Below are 18,694 nucleotides of genomic sequence, written 5' to 3' on the forward strand. Positions count from 1 at the left end.
CTCCCCCTTAAGCCGTTTGACTTGCTTGGCTCTGTGACAGCTCTTGCTCAACATGTAGCCCCAAGAATTGCTCGCAGGTACCCGCTTTTTCTACTTTGCCATCTTTGAGTTTGATCACCCAATCCATTTGACGTAAAAAGCCTGGACGGTGACTGATCATCACGACGGTGATCTGGTGCTCTTTGCAATGTTGCAGCACAATCGCTAAGGCCGTTTCACCTTCTGGATCCAAATTTGAATTAGGCTCATCGAGCACCAATACTCTTGGATTCGAATAAATGGCTCTCGCGAGACCAATCCTTTGCTTTTGTCCACCGGAGAGTAAAACACCACCCTCTCCAATATAGGTTTCGTAACCGTCCGGCAATGACATGATGATTTCATGAATGCAAGCCAACTTGGCCGCTCGTATTACGGCCTCATCATCTCCTTCAGTAAAACGGCAAATATTTTGTTTTACCGTCCCTGCCAGCAGGCCGACATGTTGAGGTAGATAGCCAATGTACTGACCAAACTGATTAAGATCCCACTTTTCAATGCTGGCGCCATCAATCATGATCTCGCCCATACTCGGTTGTTGGATGCCCATTAACAAACTGGCTAAGGTTGATTTTCCAGAGCCGGAGTTACCCATTACTGCAAGTGCATTTCCTGCCCCTAACTTAAAACTGATATTTTGAATCGTCGCTTTACGCGCATGAGCAAATTTAAGGCTGACATTACTAAACTGAATATCGCCTTTCGGTTCTGGTAACAACGTCTTCTGGGAGTGTGTATTTTCCAACACGCTATGATTTAGGCTTTGCCACGCTTTGAACGCGCTATACCATGTTTTCCAGCCGCTCACCGCGCTTTCAAACGGACTTAAAACACGTCCAATCAATATCGAACTGGCTATCACTGCGCCAATGCCTATTTGCTGTTGCAGTGCCAGATATACTCCACAGGTCAGCACTGCGACTTGCAATAAGGTTCTAAAATAACGGCTGATAGCTAGCAATAGTCCCACACGAGAATTCACCAACCACTGTAAATGCAACACACTAGCATTGGTTTCTTGCCATGAATTACCGACATTCTCACTCATACCCATCGCTTTTAATGTGGGCGCATTTCTTAAATAATCATTGAGCTCCATGCTGACCTGAGCGGTGGTCTGCTGCGCTTGAGCAGTTAACTTTCTACCGCCCAACATCATCACAGCAGCTAAACCTGCAAATACCACCACGCCAATCAGAGCGACAACGCCGATGTAGGGATGGAACGCAAACAGTAGTAATAAAAACAGCGGAGTGAAGGGTAAATCAAGAATAGATGACGTAGAAGGTGACACCAAAAAATTGCGTAACGTGGTGAGGTTTTGTAAGGCATTCTTTTCTATGCGGTTGGTTTTTGAGGATTCCGCAATGCTTTTTGCCAGTAGCTCACCACTCAATTTCGCGTCCAACTTCAATGCTGAGCGTTGCATTAACAAGGTGCGAATATACTCAAGTAGTGCCTGAGCCGAAACTAAAAAGAGTGTAATGGCCAGCAAAGCAAACATAGTTTCAACACTGGCACTGCCCATCACCCGGTCAAAAAGCTGTAAGCTATACACTGGCACTGCCAGCACGAGCAAATTAACCCCTAAACTGAAAGCGATCGCTGCCCAAATTTCCTTCCGGACAGCATCGAACGGATTGCTCGACAGCAAAGCCTTTGCTGAATCTATACTCATAACTTAATTAACCTTAACTGACGTTGTTGCATATAGTTATCTATTGAGTATAGACGCTGTTTTGTCAGTCGATGACTAAGCTAGTTGATATTTCTGACTAATTTCATAGCCTGTAGCCATATGTCGATGGCTCTCTTTAATCACCCAATTAATCGGATTACGAACCCACGGCTGTGGATCGTTCGCGGGGAAACCATTGACCACTTTCAATGCAACGACTTCCAGTCCCAATGACTGACAGGTTTCGATACAACGCTTGGCATGCCACGCTTGAGCCAATACCAATACTTTTTTCCCCACTTGTCGCTGTTGCGCTTGCTTCGCCACATCAAACGTTGTTTGATACTGATTATTAGCAATGGTTATCTGCGGCGTTGAAGTATGAAGAGCTATCTCTTGCTGCAAATAGAGTGTTAATGATGGCGCAATTTGATGCACCGTATTGGCGATATTTGCCAACTCTAGGTTGATACAGTCGCTATCACCAAATGAAAAGCCAATCGCAAAATCTGCCTGTTCTATTTGACCATAATCTTGTAAAAAAAGAGGGGAGTGGGCTAAGTAATCGTGTACACGTCTTTTGGCATCAGAGCCTAGAGTGTAATCAGGATGAGTATAAAAAAATTGCGGTTCAGAAAAGGGATCACAAGCGCCGACTTGGCACTCACTAAAGCCTAGCGTTTGAACAAATTGACAAAAATGTTTCATAACAGTATTTCCTAACTAAACTCAAATCCATTTAGCCAGCACTGTCCGTTGTCATAAAAATTATTGTGATAAAAGTAATAGAATGTCGGATAACTTCAGCGTATCGCGATCCTTTATAGTTTATCAACGCTCATCTGTGAAACTCAAGTATTTTTGCTTATTTAACACTCAATTTGTTCATTATTAATTCGATTCATAAATCGCAATACCGAACAAACAAGCACCAACTAATAGCTGATTTTTATTCAACCTAACTAGCGTATAGCAAATCTTGTATTATCATTATCTTAGATAAACATTTGCGAATGGAATTGCATAACACGTGAAATCTCGCTGCTGGTTAGTTATTGTCGGTGTTATTACTGCCCTACCGATATACGGTAATAGTGATGATCTTGTCGATGGTAGCTCAATGAAAAATGATGCATTAGCCGAAGAACAAGTGAGTTTCTATGGTCAGCGCAGTATATCTCAACAAACACAATCAGTAGCTCCAGCAACAACATTTCACCGCCGAGTCATCGCACCGCCTATTCTCGAATCTTCAATTCTTACTGAGCCTGAACCCTCTGATTTTTCAAACGGGTTAAATGCAATAACGCTGACAACCGTGGACGTTCACCCTACGTACCAGCATGGAAAACCGCTCTATCAACTCAATCGCAATGAGCGTCTATTAGCAAAAAAAGCACAGTACTATCTTGACCGAAATCGACGTGAAACCACCGGGCTATGGGATTCTGTTCAAGGTTATGCCCATTCAACGATGTGGGATGTAGCCAGTGGCATTGCTGGCACGCTCGCGCTGGAAGCACTTAATTTAAAATCGAAGGAACAAACACACCGAGAATTGGCACAGACACTCTCAACACTGCGTGAAATGCCGCTTTATAAAGACTGGTTGCCAAATCGTGAATACAGTACAAAAACAGGTATGCCGTCTGGGAGGCTGAGTTCAGATCCAACTAATGGCAACGGCTGGTCAGCACTGGATATCGGACGACTGTTGATTTGGCTAAAAATACTCTGCCAACAGCACCCTGAACTGGAAGATGAAATTCTTGATCTTCTCAGCTACTGGGAGCTGAATAAAGCAATCAGTAACGGCACTCTTTATGGTGAAAAGCGCTATAAAGGTACCGAATATTATCGCCAAGAAGGTCGGCATGGTTATCTACAATATGCGGCAACAGGCTTTGAGTTGTTTGGGTATAAAGTGCCACTTCCCAATATTGACGACTATATTTCAACCGTCGACATATCAGGTAATACGTTACAAATTGATAGTCGTAACGTGCCCTTCATGACCAGTGACCCTTATGTATTGGCCAGTTTAGAGTTTGGCCAAGATAGTGATTGGAACCAAATCAAGACGATCTACTCTCTGCATAAAGAGCACTCCAAACAACAGAATAAACTCTTCAGTTATGCTGAAGATGCGATGAATAAAAATCCATGGTTCGCTTATAACAACCTCTACTATTACGGTAAATCATGGACGAGTGTTAGCCCCGGAGGGAAAGTCATTGAGAACCCACAGATATTAAGTCATAAAGTCGCCTTTGGGTTTAGCGTGCTATTTGATGATGAATTTGGTCAACAGCTGTTCGATGCGGTACTCAACAATAGCCTGCAAGCACGCAGTATACCAACAGGCGAATATGAAAATGGCGGCTCAAACACCGCCTTTAACATTAACACCAACTCACTAATCCTCGTCGCGCTATGGTATAAACAAAACGGACAAAGCCCCCTGCTTCTCCCCTCAAATATCACTGGCCATAATCCTAACTCGGAAAAATTGAACTAAGCTTTAATTATTCTAAGGAAAATAATTAACGATCAGACAGATAAACGTTATGGCTACTATAAAACACTCTATCCGCTTACAAATCTTGCTAGCGAGCGTTGTGATACTCACTCTAGTCAGTGCGTTTGCGTTGCTTAACCACTATTACAAAGGGCTTGAAGGCAAATTAAAAACAATACAGCTGTCTGTAGCTCATTCTGAGAATCTAATGCTCGATATCCGACGACAAGAAAAAGACTTTATTAGCCGCGTCGACCGTCGTTATTTAGATGATTTGCAGCGAACGATTATTCAACTTGAAGACAATCTGTTACTGATAGAACAACAACTAGAACAACATCAACTCACGCTGCCCTTTACATCCAGTGAGATGCACCAAGCGATTGAACGTTATTCAAAAACGTTTGTGAAACTAGCCGACCAAAAAATACTCATTGAAGGAGATAATCAGCAAGGACTCATTGAACACTTTAAGGCGGCTTGGTTTAAATTAGAAGAAAACATCTTAGATCTAGGAGACAAGCGATTCCATCAGACCATCCTCCATTTGCAAGAAAGCAGCTATTATTTTTTCCGCACTTTTAATCCTGATCATCTCACCAATGCGCAAAAACTGATTTTTGAACTCTCTTTTTTATCTGCAGGGGCGCCACCGTCGTTACAACACGCAATACTCGATTATCAGCAGAGCTTTAATCAATTGCAAAGTGCTTATCACACATTTGGTTATGACCATAAATCTGGCTTGCACGGCGATCTCCGAAGAGAAATCCATACCGTTGAGGAGAAGCTGAATATCATGCATAAAAACTTACCTCAACAGATTCAAGCAAAACTCAATACTATTGACGACACTACCCATCATATTCTCTTTGCTTTAGTCACTAGTCTAATTTTGGTACTTGGCTATGTCACTTGGTCTATCACTCGATTAGAACGCCGACTGGTCAGTTCAGAATCTGAAGCTCAGGTATCAAACAAAGCTAAAAGCGCCTTCTTAGCCAACATGTCACATGAAATTCGCACACCACTAAACGGCATCATCGGGATGTCTCAAATCATGGCTGATACCACGTTAACCCCCAATCAACGCGACTATCTTCATGCGATTGAAACCTCTTCACAAACCTTACTTATGTTGATCAATGATGTATTAGATTTATCTAAAATCGAATCTGGACATATCGAAATTACACCTTACCCGAGCCAGGTGCGCGATGCGATTTATGATACGGCTTCAATGGTCGCGCAGAAAATAAAAGAAAAGAACATTCGTATGGAAATTCACATCAGTGACGATACACCACACTGCGTTAAATTGGATGAACATCGCCTACGACAAATACTGATGAATCTCGTCTCTAATGCGGTGAAATTTACCGAACATGGAGCGGTGACATTAGAAGTAACAGCCCATAACGACCAAGGTAAAACATTCCTAACTTTTGCCGTGACCGATACCGGCATTGGCATAGAAAAAGATAAGCAGAGCGATATTTTTGAGCCGTTCAAACAAGAAGATGGTTCAATTACCCGCCAATTTGGTGGCACTGGTTTAGGACTAAGCATTAGTTCACAGCTCGTCACACTAATGGGAGGAGAGCTAAAAATTGAATCCGAAAAAGGCCAAGGCAGTCGTTTTTACTTTAGATTACCGGTTGAGCTATTGGAGCGTGCTCCACGTAAACAGCAGACGATCGTCTCACACGTATGTGTAATCAGTTGCCATCAACAAATCAATGACGCCCTCGAGCGTACACTGGTCTTTTATGGTGTAGAAAAAACAACAACCGTTAAAGATGTCGCTTATGCTGTCCCGTCAGATGTCATCTTTCTTCATTATCAATCGAGTGACAAAACACTCTGTGATCTAGCGCAGTTACAGAAACTCGCCCCCTCAACTCCTATCATTATTATTCAAGACCTTGCTACTAATGACTTTGACTTTAAAGACAAAGTTGATGGGCTGATTAAATACCCAATATTAGGGATACGCGTCATCACTACCATTCAACAATCGAAACAAGCTCTATATGAACGTATGTTGCATCAAGGGGATGCATCCTCGATGGCAACAATTACTAATGGCGATCAGAACATCGAATCGAATGGTGCAAGAGTGCTGATTGTGGAAGACAATCAAGTAAACCAACAAGTCGTCTCGTTATTTTTAATAAATGGCAATTATCAATATGATATCGCTAACAATGGTCTAGAAGCCCTAAACAAGGTTAAACAAGGCAATCGCTACCAAATGATGCTTATGGATTGCATGATGCCTGAAATGGATGGATTTACCGCTACTAAAGAGATTCGTCAGTATGAACAGAGTCAGAACTTACCCTCAACACCGATTGTCGCTTTAACCGCGAGTGTGCTCGACCAAGATATCAAAAAATGCACCGATGTCGGTATGGATGACTATCTATCTAAACCATTAAGAAAAGAAAAGCTCTACGATATGATCAAAAAATACACCTAAATTTTTTCAGCATTCTCTACGTCACTAAGTGAACATTTTCGTGATTAGAGTCAAAAGTCTAAAAAATACGTTTCAATAATTCATTTGTTGGCAACCTAATACTTTCCGTCAAAATACCATCACTATTGGGATTGCGAATAACACTGATAAAACTATCTGTTACATCTATATGTGAATTACTCCACCCTTATATTTTTTTCATCAGCAAAATAAAAACCAAATACGTTTTGCTAATTTACTTCCTTGCGATTCGGTAGTACTTTTTATCTAGAACAAGAAGAAACCTTCGTTTGCCCCTGGAATTCCAAGCTTTTTTGCTGACAGTTTGGAGAGAAAAGAGTCGCTATTGCGGCTCTTTTTTTATGCCGAATGTCTATCGCTCCCGCTAACTTGTTATTCTTACAAAACGTATTACCCCCTCCCCAATACCTCTCTTATCCGTTTTTAATCAGCAAGAATGATCAACAACTTATAGTAATTGTTTTTGCTGGGTAGCAATGAACAACGATTGAGTTTGATTGAGGATTTAGTTGGATTGAATTTACTTTCAATTAATACAAAAACGGCATACTTTCGTATGCCGTTTTGACTTAATCAATCATCGAGTTAAGCAGATTAGCGGTTGTTATTACGCGACTGCTTTTTTCTCTTTCTTCGATTTAGGACGAGGTTCATCCAGCAAACCTTTAACCAAAGAAATCGAAGCAACAAGTAAAACAAGTGTAAATGGCAAGCCCGTGGTTACCGCCATCGCTTGGGCTGCAGCTAAGCCACCACCAAGTAATAGCGCGATCGCAACTAAGCCTTCAAACGTACACCAGAATACACGTTGAGGTGTTGGTGCATCAACTTTACCACCCGCGGCAATGGTATCGATAACCAATGAACCAGAGTCAGCAGAAGTAATGAAGAACACAACAATCAAAATGATACCGACGATAGAGGTGATCTCGGCAAATGGCATCACATCAAGCATCGCAAACAGTTTAAGAGGCAGATCAGCATTAAATACCGCTTGGTAACCGTCATTAACGTACTGGCTAATTGCAGTGCCACCGAAAGCTGTCATCCACAATACACACACCGTTGATGGGATCAGGATAACGCAGACGATAAACTCACGAACTGAACGACCACGAGAAACACGTGCGATAAACATACCAACGAATGGGGACCATGAAATCCACCACGCCCAGTAAAACGCAGTCCAACCTTGTGAATAATTCACATCTTCACGGCCAAACGGCATTGAAAGCGCAGTAATGTTCGACAAATAAGCACCGATGTTATCAAAGAAACCGGTGAAGATAGCCAGTGTTGGACCAACAACAATCACGAACAGTAATAGAACCGCCGCAACACCCATGTTGATCTCAGAAAGACGCTTAACACCACTATCTAGACCAGCAACAACGGATACAAGAGCCAAAGCTGTGATAATAACGATCAAGATAATTTGCGTCGTGTCATTCATCGGGATACCGAACAAGTAGTTCAGGCCCGTAGCGGCTTGAGAAGCGCCATAGCCAAGTGACGTTGCTAGACCAAACACTGTTGCAACGACTGCTAGAATATCGATCACGTGACCAGTCCAACCCCAAATACGCTCACCAAATAGTGGGTAAAAGATTGAACGCATGGTCAAAGGTAGACCTTTGTTGAACGAGAAGATCGCTAGACCAAGTGCAAGCAATGCGTAGATTGACCATGGGTGCAATGCCCAGTGGTAAATCGTTGCAGCCATACCTAGAGCAGAAGCCGCTTCAGTATCACCAATTGCCGCTCCCAGAGGCGCCCAGTCAGTACGTACGCCATTTTCCACGGTAACGCCATTAAGCGCAGCACTGAAGTGAGACATTGGCTCAGATACACCAAAGAACACCAAACCGATACCCATACCGGCAGCAAATAGCATGGCTAACCAACCAGTGTAGCTATAATCCGGTGTTGCTTCTGTTCCACCAATTCTTACTCGGCCAAGCGGAGTAAAGATTAAGATCAGACAGACGACAACAAAAAAGTTACCTGATGCAAGGAAGAACCAATCTAAGTTAGAGACCAGCCATCCGCGCAATCCAGCGAAAAAGGGTTCAACTTGCTGTCTGAAGGTAAGTGTTAAAATGACAAACAGGATGATAGACATACCTGAAATGGCAAAAACACGGTTGTGAATATCAAGGCCAAATGGGCCTACTTTTAAAGCAACGTTATCTTGACCAATTTGGTAATCAGTGTCGATCGCGTTTACCTTGCCGTCGGGACGTTGAATCCCGCCATTGTTTTCTGTGCTCACGAATTATCTCCTTAAAAACGTGACCATTTATCAAAATTCTTCTTTCGTAATCATTAAGAATGAAAGGTAATTTCTAATCCAATCGCTCAACTTTTTCACTATTGAGCATTTCCTTAACTAATCGAAAGGATGAAGGATCATAATCTTAAACTACCTGGTTTACACTTATTTTTTACCAATAAAGAACATTTTTTCCTATAACCACACTTCTGAAAGCGGCGTTTCTGGTGCAAAATAGTACTGAAACTGAGCTTGTAAGAGTTCGGCGGTTGCTAAGGCATCTGTGAGCGCATGATGCGGTTGATACGCGGGTAATCCATAACGCTGTCGTGACTGCCCAAGCCTTACAGAACCAGGCTTCTTACGTTTTAGCCAATTGAAAAAACCACGGCACTGTTCACGCTGGATGGCATACTCAATATCCAAGGTATCCACCACTGGAAACTCAATCCCTTCACCGATACATTCCATCAATGCTTGATAGAAAAACTGGCGCTCAATATTTTTATAGTGAACCACGACAATCTTACCGGCCAAAGCCTGCAAAACCTCTTCTAGAATCGCTTCAAGCTGCGGAGCCGCCTTTACCTCCGTGTCGGTAATACCGTGAATAACGACCGATTCTTCGTTGAGATCTCGGTTAGGGTTAACCACCCAGTGCGCCGATTCTTTACACGCAACTCGTGACAATGTAAAAGGCACTAGTCCAATAGTAAGAATCGCATCTTGCTGAGAATTCAACCCAGTGGTTTCAAAATCGAGCGCGACAAACTGCACCTCTTTTAACGGTGTCGACGCCTCAGCAATTGGCACTGAATAATAGGCTTGTAGGCGGGGGTCTTGTGCTTGCTGTTTAAGCTGCTCAAAATAAACGGGCCAATCAGGTGTCTGTGACGTATCCAACAAGCTCGTTCTGTCTTTCGGCAAGGCGATCATTTGCTGCTTCTCTGATAACGGAACTTGATGTAATTCTGGGCGTTACTCAAAATTTGGAAGGCGGCTTTTAAATTTCGGCGCTCAAATTCAGACATGTGCTCAGGTTCGATGTTGTTATCTGGCTCTTCTTGATTCTCGATATCCAGCGCTTGGTGACGAATACGCACCATGTAGATCAGTTCCATGGCATCTTTTAAATCCATCCCTCTGCCTTTGGGCAAAATTCCCGCATTGTTGATGTCATCGAGTCGATCAAATGAGTTTTGCGAGCGCGAACCAATCGCTAAAGCATGCACACGAATCAAATCTGCTAGCGGTGCGGTACCGCGGCGTTTTAAGTTTATTGAGTTGCGATGGCGACCATCTTTTTCCATCACAAAATCTTTGAAGAAACCAAGCGGTGGCGTGCGACTAATCGCATTGTAAGCCATGCAGGCAAGGAAGCGATTGTTACGCTTAGCACGGCGCACGATAAAGCTCTGCAACTGCTCTGCCCACTTAACCCGACCGCATACACCGAGTAAGTCGAAGAATATCGAACTATTCAATAAACGCTCAGGCGTAGGATGATCGATCCAATTTGCGAAGCACTCTTCCCATTCGGTACGCGTTTTACGCCATTCAGGATTGGTCGCCATGATATCGCCACTGCAATAGCTATAACCACAAGCCGCTAAACCATCACAAATGAACTTAGAAAACTGCGCAAAGTACTCACCATGCAACGCTTCATCGTAACTGTTGTCGAGAATAATTGCGTTGTCTTGGTCAGTAACAATCAATTGTTCATCACGAGCCATCGAGCCCATTGCCACAAGGCAATAAGGAATTGGCGCAGGGCCTAACTCCATTTCTGCCATTTCAGCTAAACGTTGTTTAAAACTACTGCCGATCACGGACATCGCTCGGCCAACCATGTGCGCGTTAGCGTCTTCATTAACCATTCGTACGAAGCAATCTTTTACCTGAGCTGCGACCAGCTGTAAGTCTTCTACCGTGGTTTGTTGGAAAATCGAGCTAACCAATAACAAGCTATTTTGTGATTCATGACGAACAAGATCCGTCATGCCAATCACACCAATCGGCTTCTTATCTTTTAAAATCGGCAGATGATGCACGTTATAACGCAACATAGTGAGCATAGCTTCAAACACATAAGCGTTGTAACCCAATGAAACGACATCCGTTGTCATCACTTCGCTGACAGTTAAATTAGTATCGATACCTTGCGAAATAACCCGAATACACAAATCACGATCAGTCAGAATGCCGAGTAGTTCGTCTTCATCATCGTCTTCCAAACACTCTTCCGCAGGACGAACAATTAACAATGCTGTGGCATTTTCTTCTGCCATTAAATTCGCCGCTTGCTGGATAGTCGCATTCGATTCTAAGGTGATCGGTTCACGACTGAGAATTTTGCGCGCTTTGGCAGTGGTAAAATCATTGCCTTCAGCATGATTAGAGACAGCAGTACGCAGACGCGCACTGTCCTCCAATTCCATAAAATCGGCAAAGTTTTCGAATTCATCACACAATTGAGTAAAGATGACTTCAGGAATGCAGTAGACTAGAGTATCAGCCGTCGCTTTTGCTGGCATACGCACGCGGTTATTCATCAGAAGGCCCATTTGGCCAAATAATCCACCGGTAGCAAAGCGGTTGTATAGCTCCCCTTTACGTCGGTAGATTTCGACAACACCACTGCGAATCAAGTACAGATCACGGATGTCATCACCGACTTTAAGAATGTCCGTTCCCTCTCGGAAATATGCAACTTCCACATTCAGGGCGATATTACGTAGATGCTCTTCTGGTAGGTCATCAAAAGGTGGGTGTTGGCTAATGAAATTGAGTACTTCTAATTGCTCGGCTTCCATTCCTGGCCTCATTTTCAAATTATACTGCAGCGATAAATAGCACCAAGTCTGTAAATTGGCAAACTAATTATACCTAATGATTACATAATAAACACAATTAGTATTCAAATTAGACGAATAGCATCGAATTTTATAATTACGTCATCAGCGAAAATATATCTGCCTTTCTTTTATTTAATTGAAACAGCACTTTTATTATCAACTACCGCAGCAGTACTAAAATAAAAACACTTAATATCAATGATATAGACAACTCCCTTCGATGCCGCTCTTATATAGGTAAAAACCTCTCTACAAATAAATACTCTCAATTCATTTATTTAATAGGGCGCCAATATGTAGATGTAAAATGTAGATGTAAAAACAAAAAATCACTTCAATTTGTCGTTACGACAAATAAACAAAATTGCACAATGAATAAAATTAACATTTGCAACCATTCATTTTGATCTATTTAACAAATCATTAAACTACCATTTTTTACGTGGTTAATTTGCTGTCATTATCTTGCCTGCCTTATGGCATCAAAAGGAAGATAAATATAATGAATAAAAATGATAGTGTCCCTCTACCTACCAACACTCGTGAATGGTTAATCAACCGCAATAGCATGATCATATTGGCTGATATTGTGTTATTTGCGACTCTGTATTTTACATTACCAATGGAGCCCCAAGTTGTTCTCGGAATATGCATGCTGGTCTTTATCGCCATCTTATGGCTAACCGAGGCTTTGCATGTCACCGTTACCGCCATTTTAGTTCCAGTTATGGCGGTATTGTTTGGTGTCTTTAATACCCAAACAGCGCTTAACAATTTTGCTAACTCAATCATTTTCCTATTTTTAGGCGGCTTTGCGCTCGCGGCAGCAATGAATCGTCAAGGCCTAGACAAAGTCATTGCCGACAAAGTACTGGTAATTGCTAAAGGAAAAATGAGCGTCGCGGTATTCATGCTGTTTGGCGTCACCGCTCTACTATCGATGTGGATCAGCAACACGGCCACCACCGCGATGATGCTGCCGCTCGCGTTAGGAATTCTAAGTAAAGTGAATCAAGAAAGTGGCCACAAAACCCATGTCTTTGTACTACTTGGTATCGCTTATAGTGCCAGTATTGGTGGTATGGCGACCATCGTCGGTAGTCCACCGAATGCCATTGCCGCAGCGGAAGTGGGATTAACCTTTACTGAGTGGATGAGCTATGGCTTACCGATTGCTTCCGTGCTATTACCGCTATCCATTATCGTACTGTTCGGTTTATTAAAACCCGAATTGAAAGGGGATTTTGAACTCAACCACACACCAGTCGAATGGGATAAAGGCAAAGTTGTAACGTTAGCAATCTTTGCGACAACCGTGACATTCTGGATCTTCAGTAAGCCGATTAACGCCATGATCGGTGGCTATGCTAAATTCGATACGATCATTGCCTTAGGCGCAATCATTGCGGTGAGCTTCTGTCGTGTCGTTCACTGGAAAGATATTGAAAAAACCGCCGATTGGGGTGTCTTACTCTTGTTTGGTGGTGGTATCTGTTTAAGCAATGTACTCAAAGCAACGGGGACTAGCGAATTTCTTGCCACCGGGCTGAGTGTTTTGGTTGCTGATTTAGGGTTGGTATTAGTACTGCTTCTGGTGGCGACCTTCGTGGTCTTCTTAACCGAGTTTGTCAGTAATACCGCGCTGTCTGCGCTGTTTATTCCTTTGTTTGCGACCGTAGCAGAAGCCTTTGGCCTTTCTCCGATTATCTTATCGATTCTGATTGCTCTTGCGGCCTCATGTGCTTTCATGATGCCAGTGGCAACACCACCTAATGCGATTGTGTTTGGCACCGGAATGGTGAAACAAAGTGAGATGATGCGGGTGGGCTTTATTCTCAATCTTGTCTGTATTGGAGCGTTGACTCTTATTGCCCTCGTTTTTTGGTCGTAAGGTGTAAGATTGAGCTCTTGTTTAGCTTGCCACTAACTGTTCAAGAGACTCGCTGCTCAAGAGGTAGAAGAGCCGTGATAAACGGTTCTTTTATCATCGCCCTCCAATACCCCTCAATAATGCAGATTACAGTACCAAGCCACCATCAATCTTCAATACTTGGCCGGTAATGAAACTCGACTTATCACTGGCTAAAAACTCAATACCATCAGCGATGTCATCGACTGAGGCCATCCTACCAAGCGGTGTTTTTTCACGCATCATGCTCAGCACTTTTTCGGGTAGATTCGCCGTCATTGGTGTTTCAACAAACCCGGGAGCAACACAGTTGGCTCTCACTTGTTCACCATGACGAGAAAACTCTTTCGCCCAGCCCTTGGTCATCGCAATGACACCGCCTTTGGTGGCGGCATAGTTACTTTGGCCGATATTACCATCGGTTCCCACCACGGATGACATGGTGACAATCGAACCATAGTTGTTTGCCATCATAATCGGAGCGACCACTTGAGTGAGGTTAAACACCCCCTTCAGATTAACCGCCAAGACAAGATCCCATTGATCTTCGGTCATCTTTTCCAATAGCGCATCTTGAGTAATACCGGCATTATTAATCAATACATCAATATGACCATATTGCTGCTGTATATCATCAACCAACTGTTTAAGCGCACTTCTATCGCAGATGTTGATACCAATCGGCGTGACATTCTCTCTATCATGCCATGCGTGGGCTAAGGCCTCATGGTTAAGATCCAATGCATAGACCATCATTGCGCCGTTATCACTAAAACGTTGCGTAATCGCTTGGCCAATACCCTGTGCGGCTCCGGTTACAATACAGACTTTATTATTGAAACTATTTCCTAGCATATTTTGATTCCTTTTCATCTTGGGCAAAAAAAAGAGAACGAGCAATGCCGCGTTCTAACACAATGAAGATAGCTCAAATTGCTCATCGAACAGGCGCAAATCCATAACTTTCAAGTCACTGCTTATCAATGGCTTAAAAGACATTTGTTGCATAATATCGCGCTGAAAATCTAAATTTGGAGCAATTTCAATCAGTTCTAGGCCTTGTGCTGTCAAACGAAATACTGCTCGTTCTGTGATATAGAGCACTTTTTTTTGGTTATTAATCGCTTGAACCGCACCGCCCTAACCCAAGGAACGCTTGATCGCCCCACTTAACGGCTCGCTCTGACAGCATTACCGCTTACATTTTTATGATCTTTTTGGGCGATTCTTGTTTTGCTATGGTACTTCGAGAGTTGAGCGGGGATGAGTTAATCGAATCATTTTTGAGTGGCTTACCATTTGGCAGTAATGGAATTATTGCCTTTATTTTATTGATCGGCTTCTTCCTTGATTGGATTGAAATCACCTTAATTGCCTTACCACTGCTCGCCCCCGTTGTGGCCAGCCTCGGCATTGAGCTTGATGGCCATGGAGTAGTGGACAACCCAAGTCTCGTTTGGTTCGTCATGTTGGTGGCGATGGCGCTGCAAACCAGTTTTCTAACCCCACCGGTTGGCTTTGCATTATTCTATTTAAAAGGCGTTTGCCCAGAAGGTGTGGCGCTTAAAGACATCTATCGCGGTGTGATCCCTTTTATCCTCATCCAGCTAGTCGCTTTGGTTTGCTTAGTGGTGTGGCCTCAATTGGTACTGTGGTTCCCAAGCGTCGCTTACGGGTAAAAGGGCAATTATGGTCAAATAATCATTAAAGGTTAAATCGCACCAATCAACGCCATTTTCATCGCACCTTCAATTTACGCGGTAATCAAAAAGAGTCCTATCGAGTAAACAATGAAATCGATAGGACTCTTCTATCATGACTATGTCATCCATTTTTATCTTTCGTAAGAATACATTCACAACGCAATCAATTACCTGAAATTTCAACCCTTCTATTCAACTTTCGCCCCTCAGAACTGCTGTTTGATGCTATAGGCTGTTTCTCGCCATAACTAACCGCTTCGATATTTTTTTGTGCCACATTATTATCCTGTAAAAACTCCTGTACTGACATTGCACGCTTTAAGCCTAATGAAAAATTATAGCCATCGCTACCAATTGAGTCAGTATGTCCAGCCAGTGTGATGTTATTTTCTGCTCTACCTAGATGATCTAGCATGGCATCAAGGACTGTAATGGAGGCCGACGTTAGCTTGTCACTATCAAACGCAAAATAGACTCTCCCATCGATAGGATTATTTGTTCCTTGAGAGATAAAATACTCCGTACATTCATTTGACACTCCGATGTTTTTCATCTCCGCCTGCAACAGTTGTTCCGTTGGCATAGGTCCTTTTGAGTCAATGCGTAGCATGCCACCCTGTAGCAGTGAGACACTGGTGGATTGTTCGATTTTAACCTGCTTTTTAATACTAACATCCGAGTGGCCACATACACTGACTAACTTGTCGTTGTCCAAAGCATTTGCAGAAGTAACAAACAATAGCATTCCGATGCAACTCAGAGCCGTAGATACAGTTTTCATAAATATCCTTTATTTATTTTAAGTGTCCAATCTCTTCTGCCATTAGAGACAGTAATGTTTTTTTAATCTCTTCTTTATTATTTGCATAAAGAATATTTCCTGCGCCTACACACTCATCCAATGCCTTGTTTGTAGCACCCGGCCTATAATCAAAGCCAATAAGATAGAGTTGAACATTTTCACCGTTTTTTGATAAACCATTTCTTACCTTTTCACATAGCAAATGAGGTTTATCTACAAGTGTACTTCCTATCTTTTTATATGACGGATAGCGATTGCTTGGACTGCCAGGCTCAATTTTACCTTTAGGCGCGTGATCTTCAGTATCCACCCCATCAGAAAGAATAACGAGCAGCTTTTTTTTGTTTTTCCTTCTTTTAAATGTTTATAACCTTCAATAATTCCTTGAAATGATGCTGTATATGATGATGGCTGAAACCTATTTATACTTGATATAAAGTTGGATATATTGGTAGTCAAACCAATACTGTAAAATGTGGATTTTTTATATTCATTACTGCTAGGACATACATCACTATCAATAGGCGTTTCTGCAGCCAATATTGTTGCCTGAAAATCGGTCGCATTATTTGTAAATTTAGTGTGTTCCACATTCCATACATCACCATTCGTAACGTTATTACAAACTCCTCCTGCGCCTTTCTTTCTGAATACAAAGTGGTTATAAGGAGTAATACCAATAGTACTGGTTTGCCCTGGCACTTTTTGCTTATTATAGTCATCGAGTTCAAGCGCCACTTCTTTAATAATGTCGAACAAGTCTTGGTACTTTTTTTTGTTACCACCATCCCACTCCAACGTCATTGAACCAGAGTAATCAGCAACCAACATAAGATCGACAGCATTATTTTGATATTTTCTTGCCGTACTTAAACCACCAACTTCAACTTGATCACCAAAACCAACAATGGCACTGTTTCCCGGAAACCAGGTATCGTATTTAAAGGCCGCCTGTATTTGATATTGGAAAAACTGATAACCATCCGCTGAACAATCTGCAAGTTGAGAACATTCTTTCCTTTCGATTCTTAAATTTGTTAAATCTTCAGGCCCGTTAATTTTCACATCTGGAAAATACGCTGAGATAAAGTCCGCCACAATTGCTCGATTGACTTTACTACCGCCCTCAGGCGTTTGTCCTTCACCTACGATATTCTGATCCGCGTGAGCTGTCACAGCCAAAACGGCGACCTCTGAAGCATCTTGCAGTCGTGCTTTTTGTTGTAATGCTCTTGCACCATCAGTGCCTAACATGAACACACCAAATAGGACCGGAATAATCATCACAAATAGTATTGAAGCGTGCCCATTTTGAGAAACAATGCGAGACTTCATGATCATCTCCCTATCATGACTGCGTCAGACTCTACACGTGTAAAGTTCATATTGAGTAAATCACCGATCCAATTTGCGGTTTCATAGCATAAGGTGACGCGATAGAGCGTAGACGGACGCCCCCATGTTGTGATCTTTGATAAATGCATCATTTGATTCAGCTTGTTAGGGGTATTGCACTGGATAGCCGAATTACCTACCACATTTGATGAAAACGCTTGATACGTCGCTCGATGGCTTGCGTCAAAAGTGACAGCCTCAATCACATAACCAAATTTGTTGGAATCGAAATCAGTTATCATTCTACGCAACGATGCCTCTGCAATATTTGCTACCGTTGTTACATTTTCTGGGGTTAAACTATAACTGTCGTCATATAGCTGGGTTCGTTCTTTAACTATATTCACTAGCGAGTAGGCAAGGCGATCAAGTTTCCCTTTATAGGCAAGTTTAATAATCACATCGCCACTAAAAACAAAAAGTAAACTAAAAATCAAACCGACGATTGCAAATTCAACGGTGAATGTTCCTCTTTGACTATAATCTAAACTTTTCACGCTCATATTCCTGTATTACTACAACTTCACGAGAAAATAGCTGGTTTGAATTGATAAAATAATTAAACATCGGTTCATAGTCATAATTCAATCGATAAACCGCTATAGCACTATTAAAAGAATTTCCACACTCATTTTCAGTTTCACCCTGCGTTAGAGCACAATAATCATCCGCTAAATTTTCTAGCTCTAAAGGCGTTGTTAAATATTGAATAGAAAATCTAAATTTAGTAGGGTCAACAAATTTAGCCCATAATGAGTTGTTGTCGCGTAAAGCCAGACTAAAGCGTTCTGAATAACTATTAAGACAACCTTGTCCAGTACAATCTTTATCTACCGAATCTTCTAAGCGAGTAACTCTTGATGCTTCACTAACTGCTAAATCAGAAACAGCAGAAATATAAGACATGTAACTCACTTCGACCCAAGCCATACATAGCCACCAAAACAACATAAAGCCCATTGCAAATTCAATAGTGGCAACACCATCCTGTCTCTTTTTACTATTCCTCCGCTTCAT

The 18,694-nt window shown here is 42.2% G+C and carries 14 protein-coding genes and 1 pseudogene; 4 read left to right on the plus strand and 11 right to left on the minus strand.

The annotated features are described in order from the left end of the window. Nucleotides 1-7: 7 nt before the first annotated feature. Both RH86_RS03950 and RH86_RS03955 read right to left on the minus strand, forming a co-directional pair. Nucleotides 8-1,717, minus strand: a complete 1,710-nt coding sequence (locus RH86_RS03950) for a type I secretion system permease/ATPase (RefSeq protein ID WP_009385095.1) — start codon at nt 1,715-1,717, stop codon at nt 8-10. A 75-nt stretch (nt 1,718-1,792) separates the two neighbouring features. Beyond that, nucleotides 1,793-2,425 carry a hypothetical protein gene (locus RH86_RS03955; protein ID WP_009385096.1) on the minus strand — a complete coding sequence of 211 codons (633 nt, stop codon included), beginning with the start codon at nt 2,423-2,425 and terminating at the stop codon, nt 1,793-1,795. 322 nt (nt 2,426-2,747) lie between these two features. Between RH86_RS03955 and RH86_RS03960 the strand changes: the two genes are divergently transcribed. Further along, nucleotides 2,748-4,235 carry a DUF3131 domain-containing protein gene (locus RH86_RS03960; RefSeq protein ID WP_009385097.1) on the plus strand — a complete coding sequence of 496 codons (1,488 nt, stop codon included), beginning with the start codon at nt 2,748-2,750 and terminating at the stop codon, nt 4,233-4,235. Between the two features lie 49 nt (nt 4,236-4,284). After that, on the plus strand, nt 4,285-6,717 hold the full coding sequence (locus RH86_RS19965; protein ID WP_009385098.1) for an ATP-binding protein: 2,433 nt from the start codon (nt 4,285-4,287) through the stop codon (nt 6,715-6,717). Between the two features lie 628 nt (nt 6,718-7,345). On the opposite strand, the gene RH86_RS03970 is transcribed toward RH86_RS19965, so the two are convergent. The 3 genes from RH86_RS03970 to RH86_RS03980 all read right to left on the minus strand — a co-directional run bounded on the left by RH86_RS03970 (nt 7,346) and on the right by RH86_RS03980 (nt 11,826). After that, nucleotides 7,346-9,010 (minus strand): BCCT family transporter, encoded by a 1,665-nt coding sequence (locus RH86_RS03970; RefSeq protein ID WP_009385099.1) that lies wholly within the window; start codon nt 9,008-9,010, stop codon nt 7,346-7,348. A gap of 195 nt (nt 9,011-9,205) precedes the next feature. Beyond that, the gene (locus RH86_RS03975; protein ID WP_009385100.1) at nt 9,206-9,946 is read right to left on the minus strand and encodes a 3'-5' exonuclease; all 741 of its coding nucleotides are present in this window, start codon (nt 9,944-9,946) and stop codon (nt 9,206-9,208) included. Continuing rightward, complete coding sequence (locus RH86_RS03980; protein WP_009385101.1) at nt 9,943-11,826, minus strand: DUF294 nucleotidyltransferase-like domain-containing protein; 1,884 nt, start codon at nt 11,824-11,826, stop codon at nt 9,943-9,945. The genes RH86_RS03975 and RH86_RS03980 overlap by 4 nt, the downstream gene beginning before the upstream one ends. A 544-nt stretch (nt 11,827-12,370) precedes the next feature. Here RH86_RS03980 and RH86_RS03985 point away from each other — a divergent pair. Then, nucleotides 12,371-13,759, plus strand: a complete 1,389-nt coding sequence (locus RH86_RS03985) for an SLC13 family permease (RefSeq protein WP_009385102.1) — start codon at nt 12,371-12,373, stop codon at nt 13,757-13,759. Nucleotides 13,760-13,885: 126 nt separating this feature from the next. Here the strand turns inward: RH86_RS03985 and fabG are convergent, their stop codons facing one another. Next, nucleotides 13,886-14,632 (minus strand): 3-oxoacyl-ACP reductase FabG, encoded by a 747-nt coding sequence (fabG, locus tag RH86_RS03990; RefSeq protein ID WP_005594432.1) that lies wholly within the window; start codon nt 14,630-14,632, stop codon nt 13,886-13,888. Nucleotides 14,633-14,970: 338 nt separating this feature from the next. Between fabG and RH86_RS04000 the strand changes: the two are divergent. After that, nucleotides 14,971-15,456: pseudogene (locus tag RH86_RS04000) on the plus strand (TRAP transporter large permease subunit); the annotation flags it as partial. 187 nt (nt 15,457-15,643) lie between these two features. Here RH86_RS04000 and RH86_RS04005 read toward each other — a convergent pair. The 5 genes from RH86_RS04005 to RH86_RS04025 are packed head-to-tail and all read right to left on the minus strand — an operon-like array spanning nt 15,644 to nt 18,694. Further along, the gene (locus RH86_RS04005) at nt 15,644-16,261 is read right to left on the minus strand and encodes an OmpA family protein (protein ID WP_009385110.1); all 618 of its coding nucleotides are present in this window, start codon (nt 16,259-16,261) and stop codon (nt 15,644-15,646) included. A 13-nt stretch (nt 16,262-16,274) separates the two neighbouring features. Beyond that, complete coding sequence (locus RH86_RS04010; RefSeq protein ID WP_038219215.1) at nt 16,275-16,484, minus strand: hypothetical protein; 210 nt, start codon at nt 16,482-16,484, stop codon at nt 16,275-16,277. A gap of 26 nt (nt 16,485-16,510) precedes the next feature. After that, on the minus strand, nt 16,511-17,617 hold the full coding sequence (locus tag RH86_RS04015) for a TadE/TadG family type IV pilus assembly protein (RefSeq protein ID WP_038219217.1): 1,107 nt from the start codon (nt 17,615-17,617) through the stop codon (nt 16,511-16,513). Between the two features lie 2 nt (nt 17,618-17,619). After that, on the minus strand, nt 17,620-18,174 hold the full coding sequence (gene tadF / locus RH86_RS04020) for a tight adherence pilus pseudopilin TadF (RefSeq protein WP_009385111.1): 555 nt from the start codon (nt 18,172-18,174) through the stop codon (nt 17,620-17,622). Next, nucleotides 18,155-18,694, minus strand: coding sequence for a TadE/TadG family type IV pilus assembly protein (locus RH86_RS04025; RefSeq protein ID WP_009385112.1), 540 nt, complete (start codon nt 18,692-18,694; stop codon nt 18,155-18,157). Before RH86_RS04025 ends, tadF begins: the two co-directional genes overlap by 20 nt.

Source organism: Vibrio sp. N418 (assembly GCF_000222565.1).
Classification (GTDB): domain Bacteria; phylum Pseudomonadota; class Gammaproteobacteria; order Enterobacterales; family Vibrionaceae; genus Vibrio; species Vibrio scophthalmi.

Coding starts and splice junctions, on each gene's coding strand:
- RH86_RS03950 (WP_009385095.1), bottom strand. CDS start 1,717: ATGAGTATAGATTCAGCAAAGGCTTTGCTGTCGAGCAATCCGTTCGAT.
- RH86_RS03955 (WP_009385096.1), bottom strand. CDS start 2,425: ATGAAACATTTTTGTCAATTTGTTCAAACGCTAGGCTTTAGTGAGTGC.
- RH86_RS19965 (WP_009385098.1), top strand. CDS start 4,285: ATGGCTACTATAAAACACTCTATCCGCTTACAAATCTTGCTAGCGAGC.
- RH86_RS03975 (WP_009385100.1), bottom strand. CDS start 9,946: ATGATCGCCTTGCCGAAAGACAGAACGAGCTTGTTGGATACGTCACAG.
- RH86_RS03980 (WP_009385101.1), bottom strand. CDS start 11,826: ATGGAAGCCGAGCAATTAGAAGTACTCAATTTCATTAGCCAACACCCA.
- RH86_RS03985 (WP_009385102.1), top strand. CDS start 12,371: ATGAATAAAAATGATAGTGTCCCTCTACCTACCAACACTCGTGAATGG.
- fabG (WP_005594432.1), bottom strand. CDS start 14,632: ATGCTAGGAAATAGTTTCAATAATAAAGTCTGTATTGTAACCGGAGCC.
- RH86_RS04005 (WP_009385110.1), bottom strand. CDS start 16,261: ATGAAAACTGTATCTACGGCTCTGAGTTGCATCGGAATGCTATTGTTT.
- RH86_RS04015 (WP_038219217.1), bottom strand. CDS start 17,617: ATGAAGTCTCGCATTGTTTCTCAAAATGGGCACGCTTCAATACTATTT.
- RH86_RS04025 (WP_009385112.1), bottom strand. CDS start 18,694: ATGAAGCGGAGGAATAGTAAAAAGAGACAGGATGGTGTTGCCACTATT.